The organism is Amycolatopsis sp. NPDC003865, assembly GCF_053605345.1.
The window spans coordinates 456,000-471,095 of record NZ_JBSGJA010000001.1; the positions used below are offsets into that span (position 1 = coordinate 456,000).

Here is a 15,096-nt window from a genome sequence, read left to right on the forward strand (position 1 = left end):
GGACAGACAGAGAGCGTTTCCCCGACCTCGGCTGCGACGGCACGACGCTGTACCCGTTCGCCCGCCCCGCCAGGAAAGGCCGTCCTCGATGCGAGTGTCCGCCCCGCTGTCGTCCGGCCAGCAGCGCCTTTGGACCGTTTCCCAGCTGGACGGGGCCGGACCGGCCTACAACGAGACCATGGCCTTCGCGCTGCGGGGCCCTCTGGACCGCGAAGCCCTCCAACGGGCCTTCGACGACCTCGCCGACCGGCACGAAGCCCTGCGCACGCGGATCGTCGTCGAGGACGGCGGGCCCGTGCAAATCGTCGAACCCGCCGGTCACGGCTTTCCCTGCCCGGTCACCGATGTCGGCGGCCGGGCGGACGAGGCGGACGGACTGCGGCGCGGCGATGCCTTCGAGCCGTTCGACCTCACGCGCGCGCCGCTCGCCCGCGCGCGGCTGGTGGCTGGGGCGCCGCCCCCCGACTGCCACGCCACCGACGAGGACCGACAGTTCCACGTCCTGCTGATCACCGTCCACCACGTCGTCTTCGACGGCTGGTCCCGGACGCTGCTCCTGCGCGAACTCGGCCTCCTCTACGCCGCTCGGCTGAGCGGCACCGCACCGGACCTGCCGCCCGCGCGGCCCTACCGCGACCACTCGGAAGAGCAACGGGACTGGCTGGCCGGCGACGGCCCGAAAGGGCACGAGGCGTACTGGCGCGAACAGCTCGACGGCGTGGCGCCGGTGCTGGACCTCCCCACCGACCGGCCGCGCCCGGCCCGGCAGGACCACCGCGGCGCGCGTGTGCCGGTCTCCCTCAGGCCCGGTCTCACCACCCGGCTGAAGACCGTGGCGCGCGAACACGGCGTCACGCTCTACTCCACCATCCTGACCTGCTGGTTCATCCTCCTGCACCGCCTTTCCGCGCAAACTGACATCGTTGTCGGCGTCCCGACCGCCAACCGCGGGGCCGGCGGCGAGTACCCCGACACGATCGGGTTCTTCGTCAACACCCTCGCCGTGCGCGCCGAGCTGACCGGGTCGCCCACCGGTGCCGGGCTGCTCAAGCAGGTCCGCGCGGCCCTGCGGGGCGCCATCGACCACGTCGGGCTGCCGTTCGAACGGGTCGTCGAGCTGGTGAACCCGCCGCGCAGCCCGGCGCACACCCCGCTGTTCCAGACGATGTTCGCGTGGGTGCCGACCCTGCACGACGTCCTCGACCTGCCCGGCGTCTCCGTCGAATCCCTCGACGTCGAGCACGCGCCGGCCAAGTTCGACCTCGCCCTCGGCCTCGCCGCCGAGGACGGTGGCGTCGCCGGGCACCTCGACTACGCCGTGGCCCTCTTCGACCACGCCACCGCCGAGCGGTACGCCCGCTACCTCGTCCGGCTGCTGGACCAGCTGGCGACGCGCCCCGAGGCCGATCTCGCGAGCTACGAACTGCTCGACGACGCCGAACGCCGGGAAATCCTCACGGCCTGGAGCACCGGCCCGCAAGCGCACCCCCGCCCGGGCGGCCTGGTCGACCGGTTCACCACCCACGCCGACACCACGCCGGACGCCCCGGCGCTCGTCTGTGCCGGCCACACCCTCACCTACGGCGAGCTGGACCGCCGCAGCACCCGGCTCGCGAACGCCCTGCGCGCCCGCGGAGCCGGGCGGGGCGAGGTCGTGGCCATCCTCAGTGGACGGTCGGCCGAGCTGGTGGTCGCCGTCCTCGGGGTGCTGAAGACCGGCGCCGCCTACCTCCCGCTCGACCCGGCCCAGCCCGCCGCCCGGCGCGCCGCGATGGTCGAGGACGCCCGCCCGGTGCTGGTCCTCGCGGACGACGTCGCCGCCCTCGAAACCGAAGGCGACGAGACCCGGCGGCCGGCGACGACCGACCGCGGCGAAACGGCCTACGTCATCTACACCTCGGGCTCGACCGGGCGCCCGAAGGGGGTCGCCGTCACCCACCACAGCGTCCTCGCCCTGTTCGACCAGTGGCTCGACCGCTTCGGCGCGACGCCCGGCGAGGCGACGTCGGCGTGGTCGAGCATCGGCTTCGACGCCTCGGTGCACGAACTGCTGCTCCCCCTCACCACCGGCGCGGTGCTGCACGTCGTGCCCGAAGCCGTCCGGCCCGACCCGGCGGCGCTGCTGGCGTGGCTCCGGGACCACCGGGTGGTCCAGGCGTTCCTGCCGCCCGCCTACGTCCGGTGGGTCGACGAAGACCCCACGCGCCTGCACGGGCTCGCGTTGCGGCAGCTGCTGACCGGCGTCGAACCGCTGCCGGAGTCCGCGCTCGCCCGGTTCGAGGCCGCCCTCCCGGGCCTGCGGATCTGCTTCGGCTACGGACCGACCGAAGCCACGCTCTACGCCACCGCGCACTTCGACCCGCAGCCCCGCGACCGCCCGGCGCCGATCGGGCGGCCGCTGCCCGGCTCGCGGCTGTACCTCCTGGACGAGCGGCTGCGGCCGGTGCCACCCGGCGTCGTGGGCGAGGTCTTCCTGGCCGGCGCCTGCCTGGCCCGCGGGTACCTGCACCGGCCGGCGCTGACCGCCGAGCGGTTCGTGCCGGACCCGTTCGTGCCCGGCGAGCGGATGTACCGGACCGGCGATCTGGCGCGGTGGCTCTCGGACGGGGAAGCCGAGTACGCCGGCCGTCGCGACGACCAGATCAAGCTGCGCGGGTTCCGCATCGAGCCCGGCGAGGTGACGGCCGCGCTGCTGGCCGTGCCCGGGGTCCGCGAGGCCGCCGTGCTGGTGGACCGCGAAGGCGAGCCGCGGCTCGTCGCCGGGGTCGCGGGCGGCGGTGGCCGGACCCCGCACGAGTGGCGGACCGCGCTGGCCGGCCGGCTGCCGGACTACATGATCCCGTCGGTGTTCGCCGAGTTCGACCGGCTGCCCTTGAGCCGCAGCGGCAAGCTCGACCGCGACGCCGTGCTGACGCGCGCCCGCACGAGCGCGCCCGCCGCGGTCAACACCGCCGCCCCGCGCGACCACGTCGAGCTGGCACTGCTGCGGATCTGGCGAGACCTGCTGCTGCACCCCTCGATCGGTGTCTCGGACGGCTTCTTCGACGTCGGCGGCACGTCGATCTCCGCGATCAAGCTGGCCCATGCCATCGGCGCGGAGTTCGGCCGCGAGCTGCCGATCCGGGACGTCATCCTGCACCCGACCATCGAGGCGCAGGCCGCCCTGCTGCGCGCGGACCGGCCGGCGGAGACCGGCAGCCTGGTCGAGTTCCGCCGCGGCGACGGCCGGGCCCGCGTCGTCTGCGTGCACCCGGCGGGCGGCACGGCGTTCTGCTACCTGCCGCTCAGCGGACTGCTCCCCGGGGACGCCGGCGTGCTCGGCATCCAGTCCCCCGGGCTCAACCCCGGCGAAGAGCCGCTGCCGAGCGTCGAGGCGATGGCCGAGGAGTACCTGCGGCTCGTGGCCCCGCGGCCGGAGGAAACCTTGGTCCTTTGCGGACTTTCGTACGGCGGGCTGGTGGCCTACGAGATGGGCAGGCGGCTGGCCGCACACCACCCGCGCGTCAGCGTCGTCCTGCTGGACACGGCCGCGACCGACGACCCCGCCGCGAAAGCGGCGATCGAACCCGTTCCGGCGGCCGAGTTCCGGGAGAAACTGGTGCGCTTCAACGGGATGTACCCCGGGATCGAGGACGCGCAGATCGAGCGCTACCACCGCACGTACAACCACAACCGGCTGACCGCGCGCGAGCACGATCCCGGCGAGTCGGCGGCGCGGGTGGTGTTCGTCCAAGCCGTCGGCGAGGACCCGGTCCCCGGCGCGGTGGAGTTCTGGCGGCGCCGCGCCCGCGGCGGGTTCGAAGTGGTCCCCGCGGACTGCGGGCACTGGGACATGCTGGAAAGCGACGCGCTGCCGCTGGTCGCCAAGCTCGTCACCGCCGAGCTGGCGGCCCGATGACGTCGATCGCCCGCCGCGTCCACGACCGGGCCCTGCGGCACCCGGACGCCGTCGCCGTGTCCGACGGCCGCCGGCACCTGACCTACGCCGAGCTGAACGCGAAGGCCGCCGCCGTCGCGGACGAGCTGACCCGGCGGGGGGTGCGCCCGGGTGACGCGGTCGCCGTCGGCCTGCCGCGGTCCCTCGAGCTGGTCCAGGTCATGCTGGGCGTGCTGCGCCTCGGCGGTCAGGTCGTGCCGCTGGACCGGCAGAGCCCGCCCGCGCGCCGCGACGCCATCCTCGCCGACTCCGGCGCGGTCGCGGTGGTCGAGGACGAACTGCCCGGCTCGACGCCGGCCGAGATCGGGCTCCCCGCCGAGCCCGCGCCGGCGTCGTTCCTCTTCTCCACCTCCGGCACGACCGGGCGGCCCAAGGGCGTCGAAGTGCGCGACGCCGGGATCCTGCGGCTGGCCGAACCCGGCTGGCTCGACATCGGCGCGCGGTTCGCCTGCCTGGCCAACCCGGCGTTCGACGCGATCAGCTTCGAGGTGTGGGTGCCGCTGCTGACCGGCGGCACGTGCGTGGTCCTCGACGACGACACCGTCGGTGATCCGCGGGCGTTCGCCGACGCGCTGGTCCGGGAACGCATCGACACGATGTTCGTGACCGCGACGCTGTTCAACGCGGTCGCCGAGACCGTGCCGGGCAGCTTCTCGACCGTGCGCCGGGTCGTCATCGGCGGCGAGCAGCTCAACGCCCCGCTGATCCGGCGCTGGTACCGGGCCAACCCGGATTCGCCGACGCGGCTGCAGAACGGCTACGGCCCGACCGAGACGACGACGTTCGCGCTCAGCTACACGATCCCGCGCGGCTTCGACGGCGACGTCGTGCCGATCGGCCGTCCGTTGCCGGGCACCGGCGCGGTGGCGGTCACGCACGACCAGCGCGTGGCCGGCGAAGGCGAGGTCGCCGAGCTGTACCTCTCCGGCGCGGGCGTCGCCCTCGGCTACCGCGGCCTGCCCGCGGAGACCGGGCAGCGGTTCGTCCGGCTGCCGTGGCTCGACGAGGGCCGCGCGCGCTTCTACCGCACCGGCGACCTGGTCCGGGTGCTCCCGGGCGGCCGGTTCGCCTACGTCGGGCGCACCGACCGCCAGGTCAAGGTCCGCGGGTTCCGGATCGAGCCCGGTGAGCTGGAGCAGCGGCTGCTCGCGCATCCGCGGGTCCGGCAGGTCCACGTGGCCGTGCGCCGGGCGGCCACGGCCGAGCTGCTCGCCTTCGTCGTCGCCGGCGACTTGACCTTCGACGCCTTCGAAGCGCACCTGGGTGAGACCGTGCCGGCCTACATGCGGCCGCACCACGTGTTCCGCGTCGCCGAACTGCCCCGGAACGCGAACGGGAAGGTCGACGAAACCGCGCTCCTGGCCGGCGGGTACCGGGCGTGGCGGCCGGACACCGGCGGGGAGGCGACCGCGTGGGAACGCGAAGTCCTGGACGTCGTGTCGGAGACCCTCGACGTCCCGGACCTCCGTCCCGGCGACACGTGGCTGCGGTCCGGGGGCGACTCGCTCAAGGCGCTGCGGCTGCGGTTCGCCGTCCGCGAGCGCTGGGGCACCGACCTCGCCCCCTCGGTCGTCCAGCACGGCACCTTCGCCGATCTGGCCGCCGCGATCTCGGGCGCGGGGCGGGCGGCCTACCCGGAACCGGGTGCCCCGACCACCGCGACCACGGCGCCCGCCACGAGTGAACAGCAGCGGCTTTGGCTGGTGCAGCAGAGAAATCCCGCCTCCACCGCGTACCACGTGCCGCTGGCCTTCCGCGTCACCGGCGCACCGGACGTCGACGCGCTGCGCCGGGACGTGCGCATGCTGGTCGAGCGGCACCCGGCTTTGCGCACCGCGTTCGAAGCCACCTCCGACGGCCTGCGGCAGGTGACGAAGGCGCCGTACGACCCGTGGACCGAACCCGGCGAGGACTTCTTCACGGCGCCGTTCGACCTCGCCTCGGGCAGGCTGCTGCGCGCGGCCTGGCGACCCGGCGGCACGTTCGTGCTCTGCCTGCACCACATCGCGGTCGACGGCTGGTCGCTCAACGTCCTGTTCCGGGAACTGTCCGGCGCGCCACCGAGACCGGACGCGCACACGCCACTCGACTTCGCCGCCTGGCAGTCGCGCTGGTTCGCCTCCCCCGGCTACCGCACCCAGCTGACCGAGCGGTCCGACGACGCCGAGCCGCTCGGCGCGGCATCCTTGGCCGGGCGGCTGCACACGACCCGCATCGACCGCGAGCGCGTCGACGAGCAGGCAGGCGAACTGGGCCTGACGCGGTTCCAGCTGCTGCTCGGCGTGTTCGCCTGGACCCTCCACGCCGTGACCGGGCGGACCCGGCCGCGGATCGCCGCCCCGGTGGCGAACCGGCCGGTGCGGGAGTTCGAAGACAGCGTCGGGATGTTCGCCAACACCGTCCGGCTGCCCCTTTCCGTGGACCCCGGCGAAGACCTGGACAGCCAGCTGCGCCGGCTCGGCCGGGCGGCGGGTGCGGCGCTGGACGGCCAGGACGTCGCGTTCGCCGACCTCGACCCCGGTTACGCGGCCTTCGACTACCTGTTCGTCCTGGAGAACACCGACTTCGCCGCGCTGCGCCTGCCCGGCTGCTCGGTCAGTCCACAGTGGATCGAGGCGGCCGAGGCGAAGTGCGCGCTGACGCTTTCGGTCGTCGAACGGCCGGACGGCTTCGACTGCCTGTGGGAGTACGGGGAAGGCCACTTCACCGAAGCCGAGGCGACGGCACTCGGCGAGATCTTCGACCGCGCCCTGCACGGCGACGCCCGGATCCCGGACCACCGCGACCTCGGCCGCGGCGCCGTCACCGAGCCGGACTGGGAAACGGTGGCCGAAGGCTTCGCGCGGCAGGTCGCGCGGACGCCCGACGCCCCGGCGCTGACCGGCGACACGACGCTGACCTACGCCGAACTGGACGCGCACGCGGCCCGGCTCGCCGCCACCCTGCCCGGCGACGCGACCGACATCGCGCTGTACTTCCGGCCGTCGGCCGAGCACGTCGTCGCGCTGCTGGCGCTCGCGCGGCTGAACATCACCGCCGTCCCGCTGGATCCGGCGTACCCGCCGGACCTGCTGCGGGCGATGCTCGAGCGGGTGCGGCCGCGCTGCGTCCTGCTCGCCCCGGGCGAGGCGTTCGAGACCGACGTCGAGCGGCGGTTCGTGACGCTCACCGGCGGGCCCGTGCCCGCCGTCCCGGCCCGGCACGCCGGACGGCCGCTCTACACGCTGTTCACCTCGGGCTCGACCGGGGTGCCGAAGGGCGTGCGCGTCCCGGACCGCACCCTCGCCAACCTGCTGCAGTGGCAGGACGCGCCGCCCGCGGCGACCCAGCAGTTCTCGATGCTGTCGTTCGACGTGTCGTTCCAGGAGATCTTCACGACCCTCTGCGGCGGCGGCCGGCTGCACCTGATCCGCCCGGAGTGGCGCCACGACGTCCCGGCGCTGCTGGCCCAGCTGGACACCGCCGGGATCGAGCGGATCTTCCTGCCGTACGTGGCGTTGCAGCTGCTCGCCGAGCACGGCGTCCGGCTCGGGCGCTACCCGGCGCGGCTGCGGGACGTGATCACCGCCGGCGAGCAGCTGGTGTGCACGCCGGCGATCCGCCGGTGGTTCGCCGGGCTGCCCGGCGCGCGCCTGCACAACCACTACGGGCCGACCGAAACCCACGTCGTCAGCGCACTGACTCTCGACGGCGATCCGGCTTCGTGGCCGGAGCGGCCCGCCATCGGCCGTCCGGTGGCGAACGCCGTCCTGCGTGTCGCCGACGCGGCGGGCGCGGCGCTGCCACCGGGGCAGGTGGGCGAGCTGCTCATCGGCGGTCTCGCGGCGAACCGCTGCTACCTCGGCGAAGCGGCGCCGGAGAAGTTCGCCGAGCTGCCGGAGCTGTACTACCGCAGCGGCGACCTCGCGCACTTCGACCGCGCCGGGCTGCTGCACTTCGACGGCCGGGCCGACCGGCAGGTCAAGATCAGCGGCCACCGCCTCGAACTGGGACAGGTCGAAGCGGCGCTGCTGCGGCACCCCGACGTCGTCAACGTGGTCGTGACGCCCCAGGGTGACCGGCTGGCCGCGGTCCTGGAGTGCCGCCGGACGCCGTCCGCGGCGGAACTGGCGGAGTTCCTCGTGCCGCTGCTGCCGCCGCACGCGCGGGTCGAGCGCTTCCGGGTCGTGGCGGCGCTGCCGCGCACACCCAGCGGGAAACTCGACCGGGACGCCGCTCCCCTGGCGGCGGGCACCGACCTCCACCGGGCGGCGGGGACGCCGTCGAGCGAGCTGGCGGCGTTGTTCGAGGAGGTGACCGGCGCGCCGATCGGCCCGGACGAGACGTTCTTCGCCGCCGGCGCCACTTCGCTGTCGTTGATGCGCTTCCACCTGCGCTGCGCCGAAGCCGGGTACCGGTTCACCGCGGCCGACCTCTTCGAGCACGTCACCCTCCGGGACCTGACGCGGCACCTCGAGGGCGGCCCGGCACCGGCCGGCCCGGCCGCCCGGCCGGCGGCCGACGAGCCGGTGGCGGTCGTCGGCATGGCGGTGCGGCTGCCCGGCGCGCGGCACCTGGCGGCGTTCTGGGACCTGGTCGTGTCCGGCCGCCGGGGCATCGAAGAGTTCCCGGCGGCCGAGGGGCTGGTCGGCGCGCGCAGCATCCTGGACGACCCCCTGGCCTTCGACCCCGGGCACTTCGGCATCAGCCACCGCGACGCGGCGCTGATGGACCCGCAGCAGCGGCAGTTGCTGATGGCGTGCGTGGAGGCCCTTTCCCACGCCGGGATCACGTCGGGAGCCGGCGTCGGGCTGATCGCGGGCTGCGGCGAGAACACCTACTTCCGGCAGATGCTGCGCGAGGCCGACCCGGCCGCGCTGCCGGACGGCTTCCAGCTGGCCCTGCACCACGAGAAGGACTTCCTGGCGACGAAGGTGGCCTACCACCTCGACCTGACCGGTCCCGCGCTGACGACCCAGACGGCGTGCTCGAGTTCGCTCGTGGCCGTCCACCAGGCCGCGGCGATGCTGCGCGGCGGTGAAGCGGAGGTGATGCTGGCGGGCGGGGTGCTCGTCGACGTCACCCTGGCCGAGGGCTACCGGTACCGGCCGCAGCACATCTTCTCGCCGGACGGGCACTGCCGGCCGTTCAGCGACGACGCGGACGGCACGGTCGGGGCCAGCGGCGTGGGCGTGGTGGTGCTGAAACCGCTTTCGGCGGCGCGCCGGGACGGCGACCCGGTGTACTCGGTGATCACGGGCTCGGCGCTGACCAACGACGGCGCGGTGAAGCAGGGCTACAGCGCCCCGTCGCCGGCCGGGCAACGCGCGGCCGTCCGGGCCGCGCTCCGGCGCGCCGGGCGCTCCGGTGCCGACGTCGGGTACGTGGAGACGCACGGAACGGGCACCCGCCTCGGCGACCCGATCGAGGTGGCGGCCCTGCGCGAGGCGATGCCCGACGCGTCGGCGTGCGCGCTCTCGTCGGTGAAGAGCCAGCTCGGCCACCTCGGCGCGGCGGCGGGGGTGGTCGGCTTGATCCGCGCGACCCTGGCGGTCCACCACGGGGTGGTGCCGCCGACGGTGGGTTTCCGGGCGCCCAACCCGGCGCTGGACCTGGGTCCGTTCCGGGTGCCGGCCGTCGCCGAACCGTGGCCGGCGGGGCCGCGGGTCGCGGGGGTGAGCAGCTTCGGCATCGGCGGGACGAACGCGCACGTGGTACTGGAGTCGGTCCGGCCGGTGCCGCCCGCGCGCCCGGATCCGGTGCGGTGCTTGGTGCTTTCGGCTCGCAGCGCGGCGGCGTTGCGGCTCGAGGCGGCCCGGGTGGCGGAGTACCTGGCCGGACATCCATCGTCCTTTGTGGACGTACTGCGGCACCTGCAGTCGGGGCGCCGGGCGGAGCGCTGGCGCCTGGCGGCGGCGTGCGCGGACGCGGCCGAGGCGGTCGAGTGGTTGCGCACGGCCGAGCCGACGCAGGTCGCTCCGGACGTCTCCGGTCCCGAGCGTTCCCGGGAAAGCTCGGAACCGGCGGCCGCTTGGCTGGCCGGCGCCCCCGTCGACTGGGGCCCCTCCCCCGCTCCCGCGCCGTGGGACTTCCCGCCGCCCGCCTTCGACACGCGCGACTTCGACTTCCCGCGCAAAGCCGCCGTCACGCGGCTGCCCGAAGGCGAATGGCTGCACCAGCCCACCTGGGTCCGGCTCCGCCGGGCGAGCGCCCCGGCCGAAACCGGCCGCATCCTCGTCATCTCCGGGGAAGGACCGCTCACCGCGCCCGCCCTCGACGCCGTCTACCCGCGTGTCGTCCGGGTCCACGCGGCCGGCCACTTCGCCCACCCGGACCCGGACACCTTCGAAGCCGACCCCGCCGACACCGCGCACCTCCGCCGGATCCTCGACACCCTGCCGCACACCGGGATCGACTGGCTCCACACGCTCCCGCTCGGCATCACCGGCCCCGTCGGCGAACGGGCTCTGGACCGGGCGCACTGGGCCTGCCTCGACACCCCCGCCGCCCTCCTGCGGGCCGCCCACGACCGTCCACTCAGGACGTGGTGGGTCTCTTCCGGTGCCGCGCCCGCGAACACCGCCGTCACCCGGCCGGAAGCCGGGCTGCTCGCCGGGATCACCGCCGTCGGCCCGCAGGAAACCGGTGTGCGCGGCCACTGGGTCGACCTCGAAGACGCGCGCCTGGACCCCCTCGCCGACCTGCTCACCGGCCCCACCCCGCCGGAGCGGGTCGCGTTCCGCACCGGGTTCTGGTGGGCCCAGGACAGCGCACCCGTCGCCGCCCGCGAGCCCGGCACACCGACCGGCGGAACCTACCTCGTCCTCGGCGGGACCGGCGGCATCGGCACCGCCGTCGCCGAAGAACTGCTCACCCGCACCACCGGCCGCGTCGTCCTGCTGGCACGCGACCCCCACCTGCCCAAGCCCCTGGAACCGTGGGCCGACCGCGTCGACCTGCTCGCCGCCGACCTCACCACCGTCACCGTCGACGACATCGCCACGCCCGTAGCCGGGATCGTGCACGCGGCCGGCACCCCCACCGGCGGCCTGATCGCCACCCGCGGCGAGGGCACGCAGGCCGTCAAACTCGCCGGCGCTCTCCTCACCGAACGGCTCATCGAACGCGACCGGCCCGGCTTCGCCGTCTACTGCTCGTCGCTGTCCGCGCAGTTCGGCGGCACCGGGCAGCTGGACTACGCCGCCGCCAACGGGTTCCTCGACGCCCTCGCCCACCGCGACGGCCCGACCGCCCGGCTCTCGATCGCCTGGGACGTCTGGCGGGACAGCGGCATGGCCGTCACGGCCCTGGAAACCGACGCCCGGCACCAGGCGCACCTGGCTGTCGGCCTGAGCGACGACGAGGGACGGCGCACCTTCGCCCGCGCGCTGGGGTCGGGCCTGCCCCAGGTCCTGGTCGCGACGACCGGTCTCGGCTCCGCCCGGACGTTCCACGAACGCGAAGCGCGCCCCGAACCGGCGGCCGAAGCGGACCTCACCGAGGAAGTCCGCGCCCTCCTGGGCGTCGCCGAGCTCGACCCGGACGTGCCGCTCTACGACCTCGGCGCCGACTCCCTCACCCTGCTGGACGTCGTCGAGTCGGTGAAACGCCTCTACGGCGTCGACCTCGACCTCGCCTGGCTCGGCCCGGAGGTGACGATGTCGGCGTTGCTGGCGAAGCTCTCCGAAGAGGCCGGCACCGGTGAGGTCGAGGTGCAGGTTTGGCGAGAAGGGACGAGCCGGGAAGTCGTCTGCCTGGTGCACCCGGTCGGCGGGGACGTCCACGCCTACCGCCCGCTCGTCGAGGCCCTGCCGGCCGGGCTCGGTGTCTGTGTGATCGCCGACCCCGCGCTGAGCCGCCCCGAACCACCGGGGTGGTCCATCGCGGACCGCGCCCGCCGCTACCACGCCGCGCTGGAAAACCGCTTTCCCGGCCGGGAAAAGCAGCTGGCCGGGTGGTCGTTCGGCGCGTGGGTCGCGGCCGGCATGGCCGCCGAAGCGGAACGAGCCGGGCAGCCGGTGCGGGCGCTGCACCTGCTCGACCCGCCGCCACCCGGCGCGAGCGCGGCGGACTACAGCGACGCGCAACTGGAAACGGTCTTCGAGCGCGAGCTGGGCGCTTCCGGCGGCACCGCGGGCGAACACGCGCGGAAGCTCGCCCGCGCCACCCGGGCCAACCTGCGCAGCATGGCCGGGCACCGGCTGCCCCGCCTCACCTCGACGCCCAGTCACGTCTGGCTCGCCGCCGAACCCGAACCCGGCCTGCCGGTGGCCGACCGCGGCGGCTGGCGGCCCCTGCTGCCCGAACCGAGCCACTGGCACGAACTGCCCGCCACCCACTACGGCATCGTGCGCGCCCCGCACGTCACCGCGGTGGCCGCCGCCATCGGACTGTGAGACCCACCGAGGGAAGGAAACCATGGAGCAGTACGAACTCGACGCCGTCAAGCGGATCACGACGCGGCCCGCGCGCGAGTACCGGACCCTGGCCGTGCGGGGCCTGACCCCGGTCATCGGCGCCGAGGTCACCGGCCTCGACCTGACGCGGGAACTGACCGAGGAGCAGCTCACCGAGCTGAAGACGGCCTTCCTGGACCACCACGTGCTGGTGTTCCGCGACCAGGACATCACGCCGGACGACCACCAGCGCCTGGCCGCGCACTTCGGCGAGCTGCGCCCGGTGAACCCGCCGCCCGAGCAAGGGAATCCCTACATCCTCGAGGTCGCGACCGCCCCGGAGGCGGCGACCGTGTTCGGCAACGGCTGGCACGCCGACGGCACCGCCGACGAGGAGCCGTCGCTCGGTTCGATGCTGCACATCACCGAGGTGCCGGCGCCGGGCAGCGGCGGCGACACGCTCTTCGCGAACATGCACCTGGCCTACGACATGCTTTCGCCCACGCTGAAGGAGTTCCTGACCGGGCTCACCGCGATCCACGACGGCGCCCACGCGTTCCGCGGCCACAAGATCCCCGAGGGCTACGAACCCCCGGTCAGCGAGCACCCGGTCGTCGTGCGGCACCCGGAGACCGACCGGCCGCTGCTGTACGTCAACCCGGCCTACACCTCGCGCATCCCCCAGCTGTCGGCCGACGAGAGCCAGGCGGTGCTCGACCTGCTGTTCTCGGTCGTGCCGAACCGGCCGATGCTCGCGTGCCGCGTGCGCTGGGAACCGAACACGCTGGTGTTCTGGGACAACCGCTGCGTCCAGCACCACGCGACGTACGACTACTACCCGCACACCCGCTTCGGTCACCGCGTCGCCATCAACGGCGGCCCGCTCAAAGGCTGACAGGAGACCCATGTCGACCGAACCCGTGGTGGACGTCCGCGATCCGGCCGTCCTCGGCGACCCGATGGGCGGCTACGACCGCGTGCTCGCCGAAGCACCGGTGTGCTGGGCCCGGCTGCCGGACGGCGGGGAAGGCTGGCTGGTGACCGGCAGCGACGCCGTCCGCGCGGTGCTGTCGGATCCGGCCGTGCGCAACGATCCCACCGGCCTGCCGGGGCAGGGCGCGCAGACGCAGGAGGAGGCGTTCCTCGCGCTGGGCACGCCGCCGGAGCACCTGCCCTACCTGCGGGCGAGTCTGCTGAGCCTGGACGGCGCCGAACACGCGAGGCTGCGCCGGAGCATCAGCCACGCGTTCGGCGCGTCGCGGGTCGCCACGCTGCGCCCGCGCGTGCAGCAGATCGTCGACGAGCTGCTCGACGGCCTCGGCGACACGGCGAACCTGCTCGACGAGTACGCCTACCCGTTGGCCATGGCCGTGGTCTGCGAACTGGTCGGGGTGCCCGAGGCGGACTGGGCGGACTGGTGGCACTGGGGCAAGGTGCTGGTCGAGGGCGACCCGGCGCGGATCACCCCCACGCTGGGCGAGATGTTCGCCTACTGCCACGCCCTGGTCGACCGCCGCCGGGCCGAACCGCGCGAGGACCTGCTCAGCGAAGTCGTCGCCCAGGACGACCTGACCGACGTCGACGCGGTGGCCCTCGTCGTGTTCCTGGTGCTCGCCGGGCACGAGACGATGGCGCACATGCTGTCGAACGCGGCGCTCGCGCTGATGCGCGACCCCGCCCAGCGGGAGCTGCTGCGCACCGAGCCCGGGCTGTGGCCGGCCGCGGTGCGCGAGCTGGTCCGCACCGACGGCCCGGTCCAGCTGGCCCGGTTGCGTTACGCCGCAACCGATCTGGAAGTGGGCGGGGTGCGGATCGGCGCGGGCGACGCCGTGCAGGCGGTCCTCGGCGCGGCCAACCGCGACCCGGCCCGGTTCGCCCACCCGCACGCGGCCGACGTGCGCTGGCAAGCCGAGCACGGCGGCCGCGAGGGCAGCGTCGGGTTCGGCTGGGGGCCGCACTTCTGCCTCGGCGTGGCCTTGGCGAAGCTGGAGGCGGAGGTGGCGTTGCGCACCTTGTTCGACCGCTTCCCGGCGGTGGCGCCCGTGGGCGAGCCGGCGTGGGTGCCGCTGCCCCGGGGACGGCACCGGGTCGCGCTGGAGGTACGCCTGCGGTGAGCGACCCCGATGTTTCGATCATCCTGCCCTGCGCCGGCTTCGGGACGCGCTTCGGAGCGCCGTACGCCAAGGAACTGCACTGCCTGGCGCCCGGGGTGACCGTGCTGGACCGCAGCCTGGAGCCCGCGGTCGAGCTGGTGAAGAGCGGCCTCAGTGTGCGCGTGGTCGTCGTGTTCGCGCCGCACAAGCTCGACACGGTGAAGTACCTGGCCCGCTACGCCGGGACGTTCCAGCTGGTCTTCGTCTACCAGGACGACGTGGCCGCACCGGGACTCGACGGCGCGATCCGGTGCGCCCTGCCGATGACGCGGGGACCGGTGGCCCTCGTGCTCCCCGACATCGTCGTCAGCGACATCGGCAGCCTCCTCGCCGCCCTGCGGCGGCCGGGCTGGAACGTGGTGGCGGCGAGGGAAAGCGACCCCGTGGTGCTGCGGCAGATGGGCGCGCTCACCGTCTCCGGCGGGGACGACGTCGCGACCGTCGAGGCCGCGGCGGAGAAGCCCGTCGATCCCGCGGGGTTCAACGCGCTGTGGGGCACGGTGGTGGTCGCCGAGGACCAGGCCCACCGGTTGCCGGACGTGGCGAGGCGCGACGCGGCCAGCCCGCTGGCCGGGGCGCACGCGGTCATGGTGGAGCGGATCGTCAACTACAACACCACCGAGGGATGAGC

5 protein-coding genes are annotated in these 15,096 nt (G+C 74.4%); all 5 read left to right on the top strand.

Annotated elements, in window-relative coordinates; translation table 11 throughout:
• The first annotated feature begins 88 nt into the window (after window positions 1-88).
• Genes ACWEVP_RS01980 through ACWEVP_RS02000 form a run of 5 tightly spaced genes read left to right on the top strand, consistent with a single transcriptional unit; the run spans window position 89 to window position 15,094 of the window.
• Window positions 89-3,898: a non-ribosomal peptide synthetase gene (locus ACWEVP_RS01980; protein WP_452060754.1), complete on the top strand. Its 3,810-nt coding sequence runs from the start codon at window positions 89-91 to the stop codon at window positions 3,896-3,898.
• Entirely contained in the window at window positions 3,895-12,312 is an 8,418-nt protein-coding gene (locus ACWEVP_RS01985; RefSeq protein ID WP_452060755.1) for an AMP-binding protein, read from the top strand. Before ACWEVP_RS01980 ends, ACWEVP_RS01985 begins: the two co-directional genes overlap by 4 nt.
• A gap of 22 nt (window positions 12,313-12,334) precedes the next feature.
• A complete protein-coding gene (locus ACWEVP_RS01990; RefSeq protein WP_452060756.1) occupies window positions 12,335-13,207 on the top strand; it encodes a TauD/TfdA dioxygenase family protein in 873 nt (290 codons plus the stop codon).
• 10 nt (window positions 13,208-13,217) lie between these two features.
• Complete coding sequence (locus ACWEVP_RS01995) at window positions 13,218-14,426, top strand: cytochrome P450 family protein (RefSeq protein WP_452060757.1); 1,209 nt, start codon at window positions 13,218-13,220, stop codon at window positions 14,424-14,426.
• A complete protein-coding gene (locus tag ACWEVP_RS02000; protein WP_452060758.1) occupies window positions 14,423-15,094 on the top strand; it encodes a hypothetical protein in 672 nt (223 codons plus the stop codon). Before ACWEVP_RS01995 ends, ACWEVP_RS02000 begins: the two co-directional genes overlap by 4 nt.
• The last annotated feature ends 2 nt before the right edge of the window (window positions 15,095-15,096 follow it).

What these genes read in the sequence shown, in the direction of transcription:
- ACWEVP_RS01980 (WP_452060754.1), top strand. Translation starts at nt 89, where the DNA reads ATGCGAGTGTCCGCCCCGCTGTCGTCCGGCCAGCAGCGCCTTTGGACC.
- ACWEVP_RS01985 (WP_452060755.1), top strand. Translation starts at nt 3,895, where the DNA reads ATGACGTCGATCGCCCGCCGCGTCCACGACCGGGCCCTGCGGCACCCG.
- ACWEVP_RS01990 (WP_452060756.1), top strand. Translation starts at nt 12,335, where the DNA reads ATGGAGCAGTACGAACTCGACGCCGTCAAGCGGATCACGACGCGGCCC.
- ACWEVP_RS01995 (WP_452060757.1), top strand. Translation starts at nt 13,218, where the DNA reads ATGTCGACCGAACCCGTGGTGGACGTCCGCGATCCGGCCGTCCTCGGC.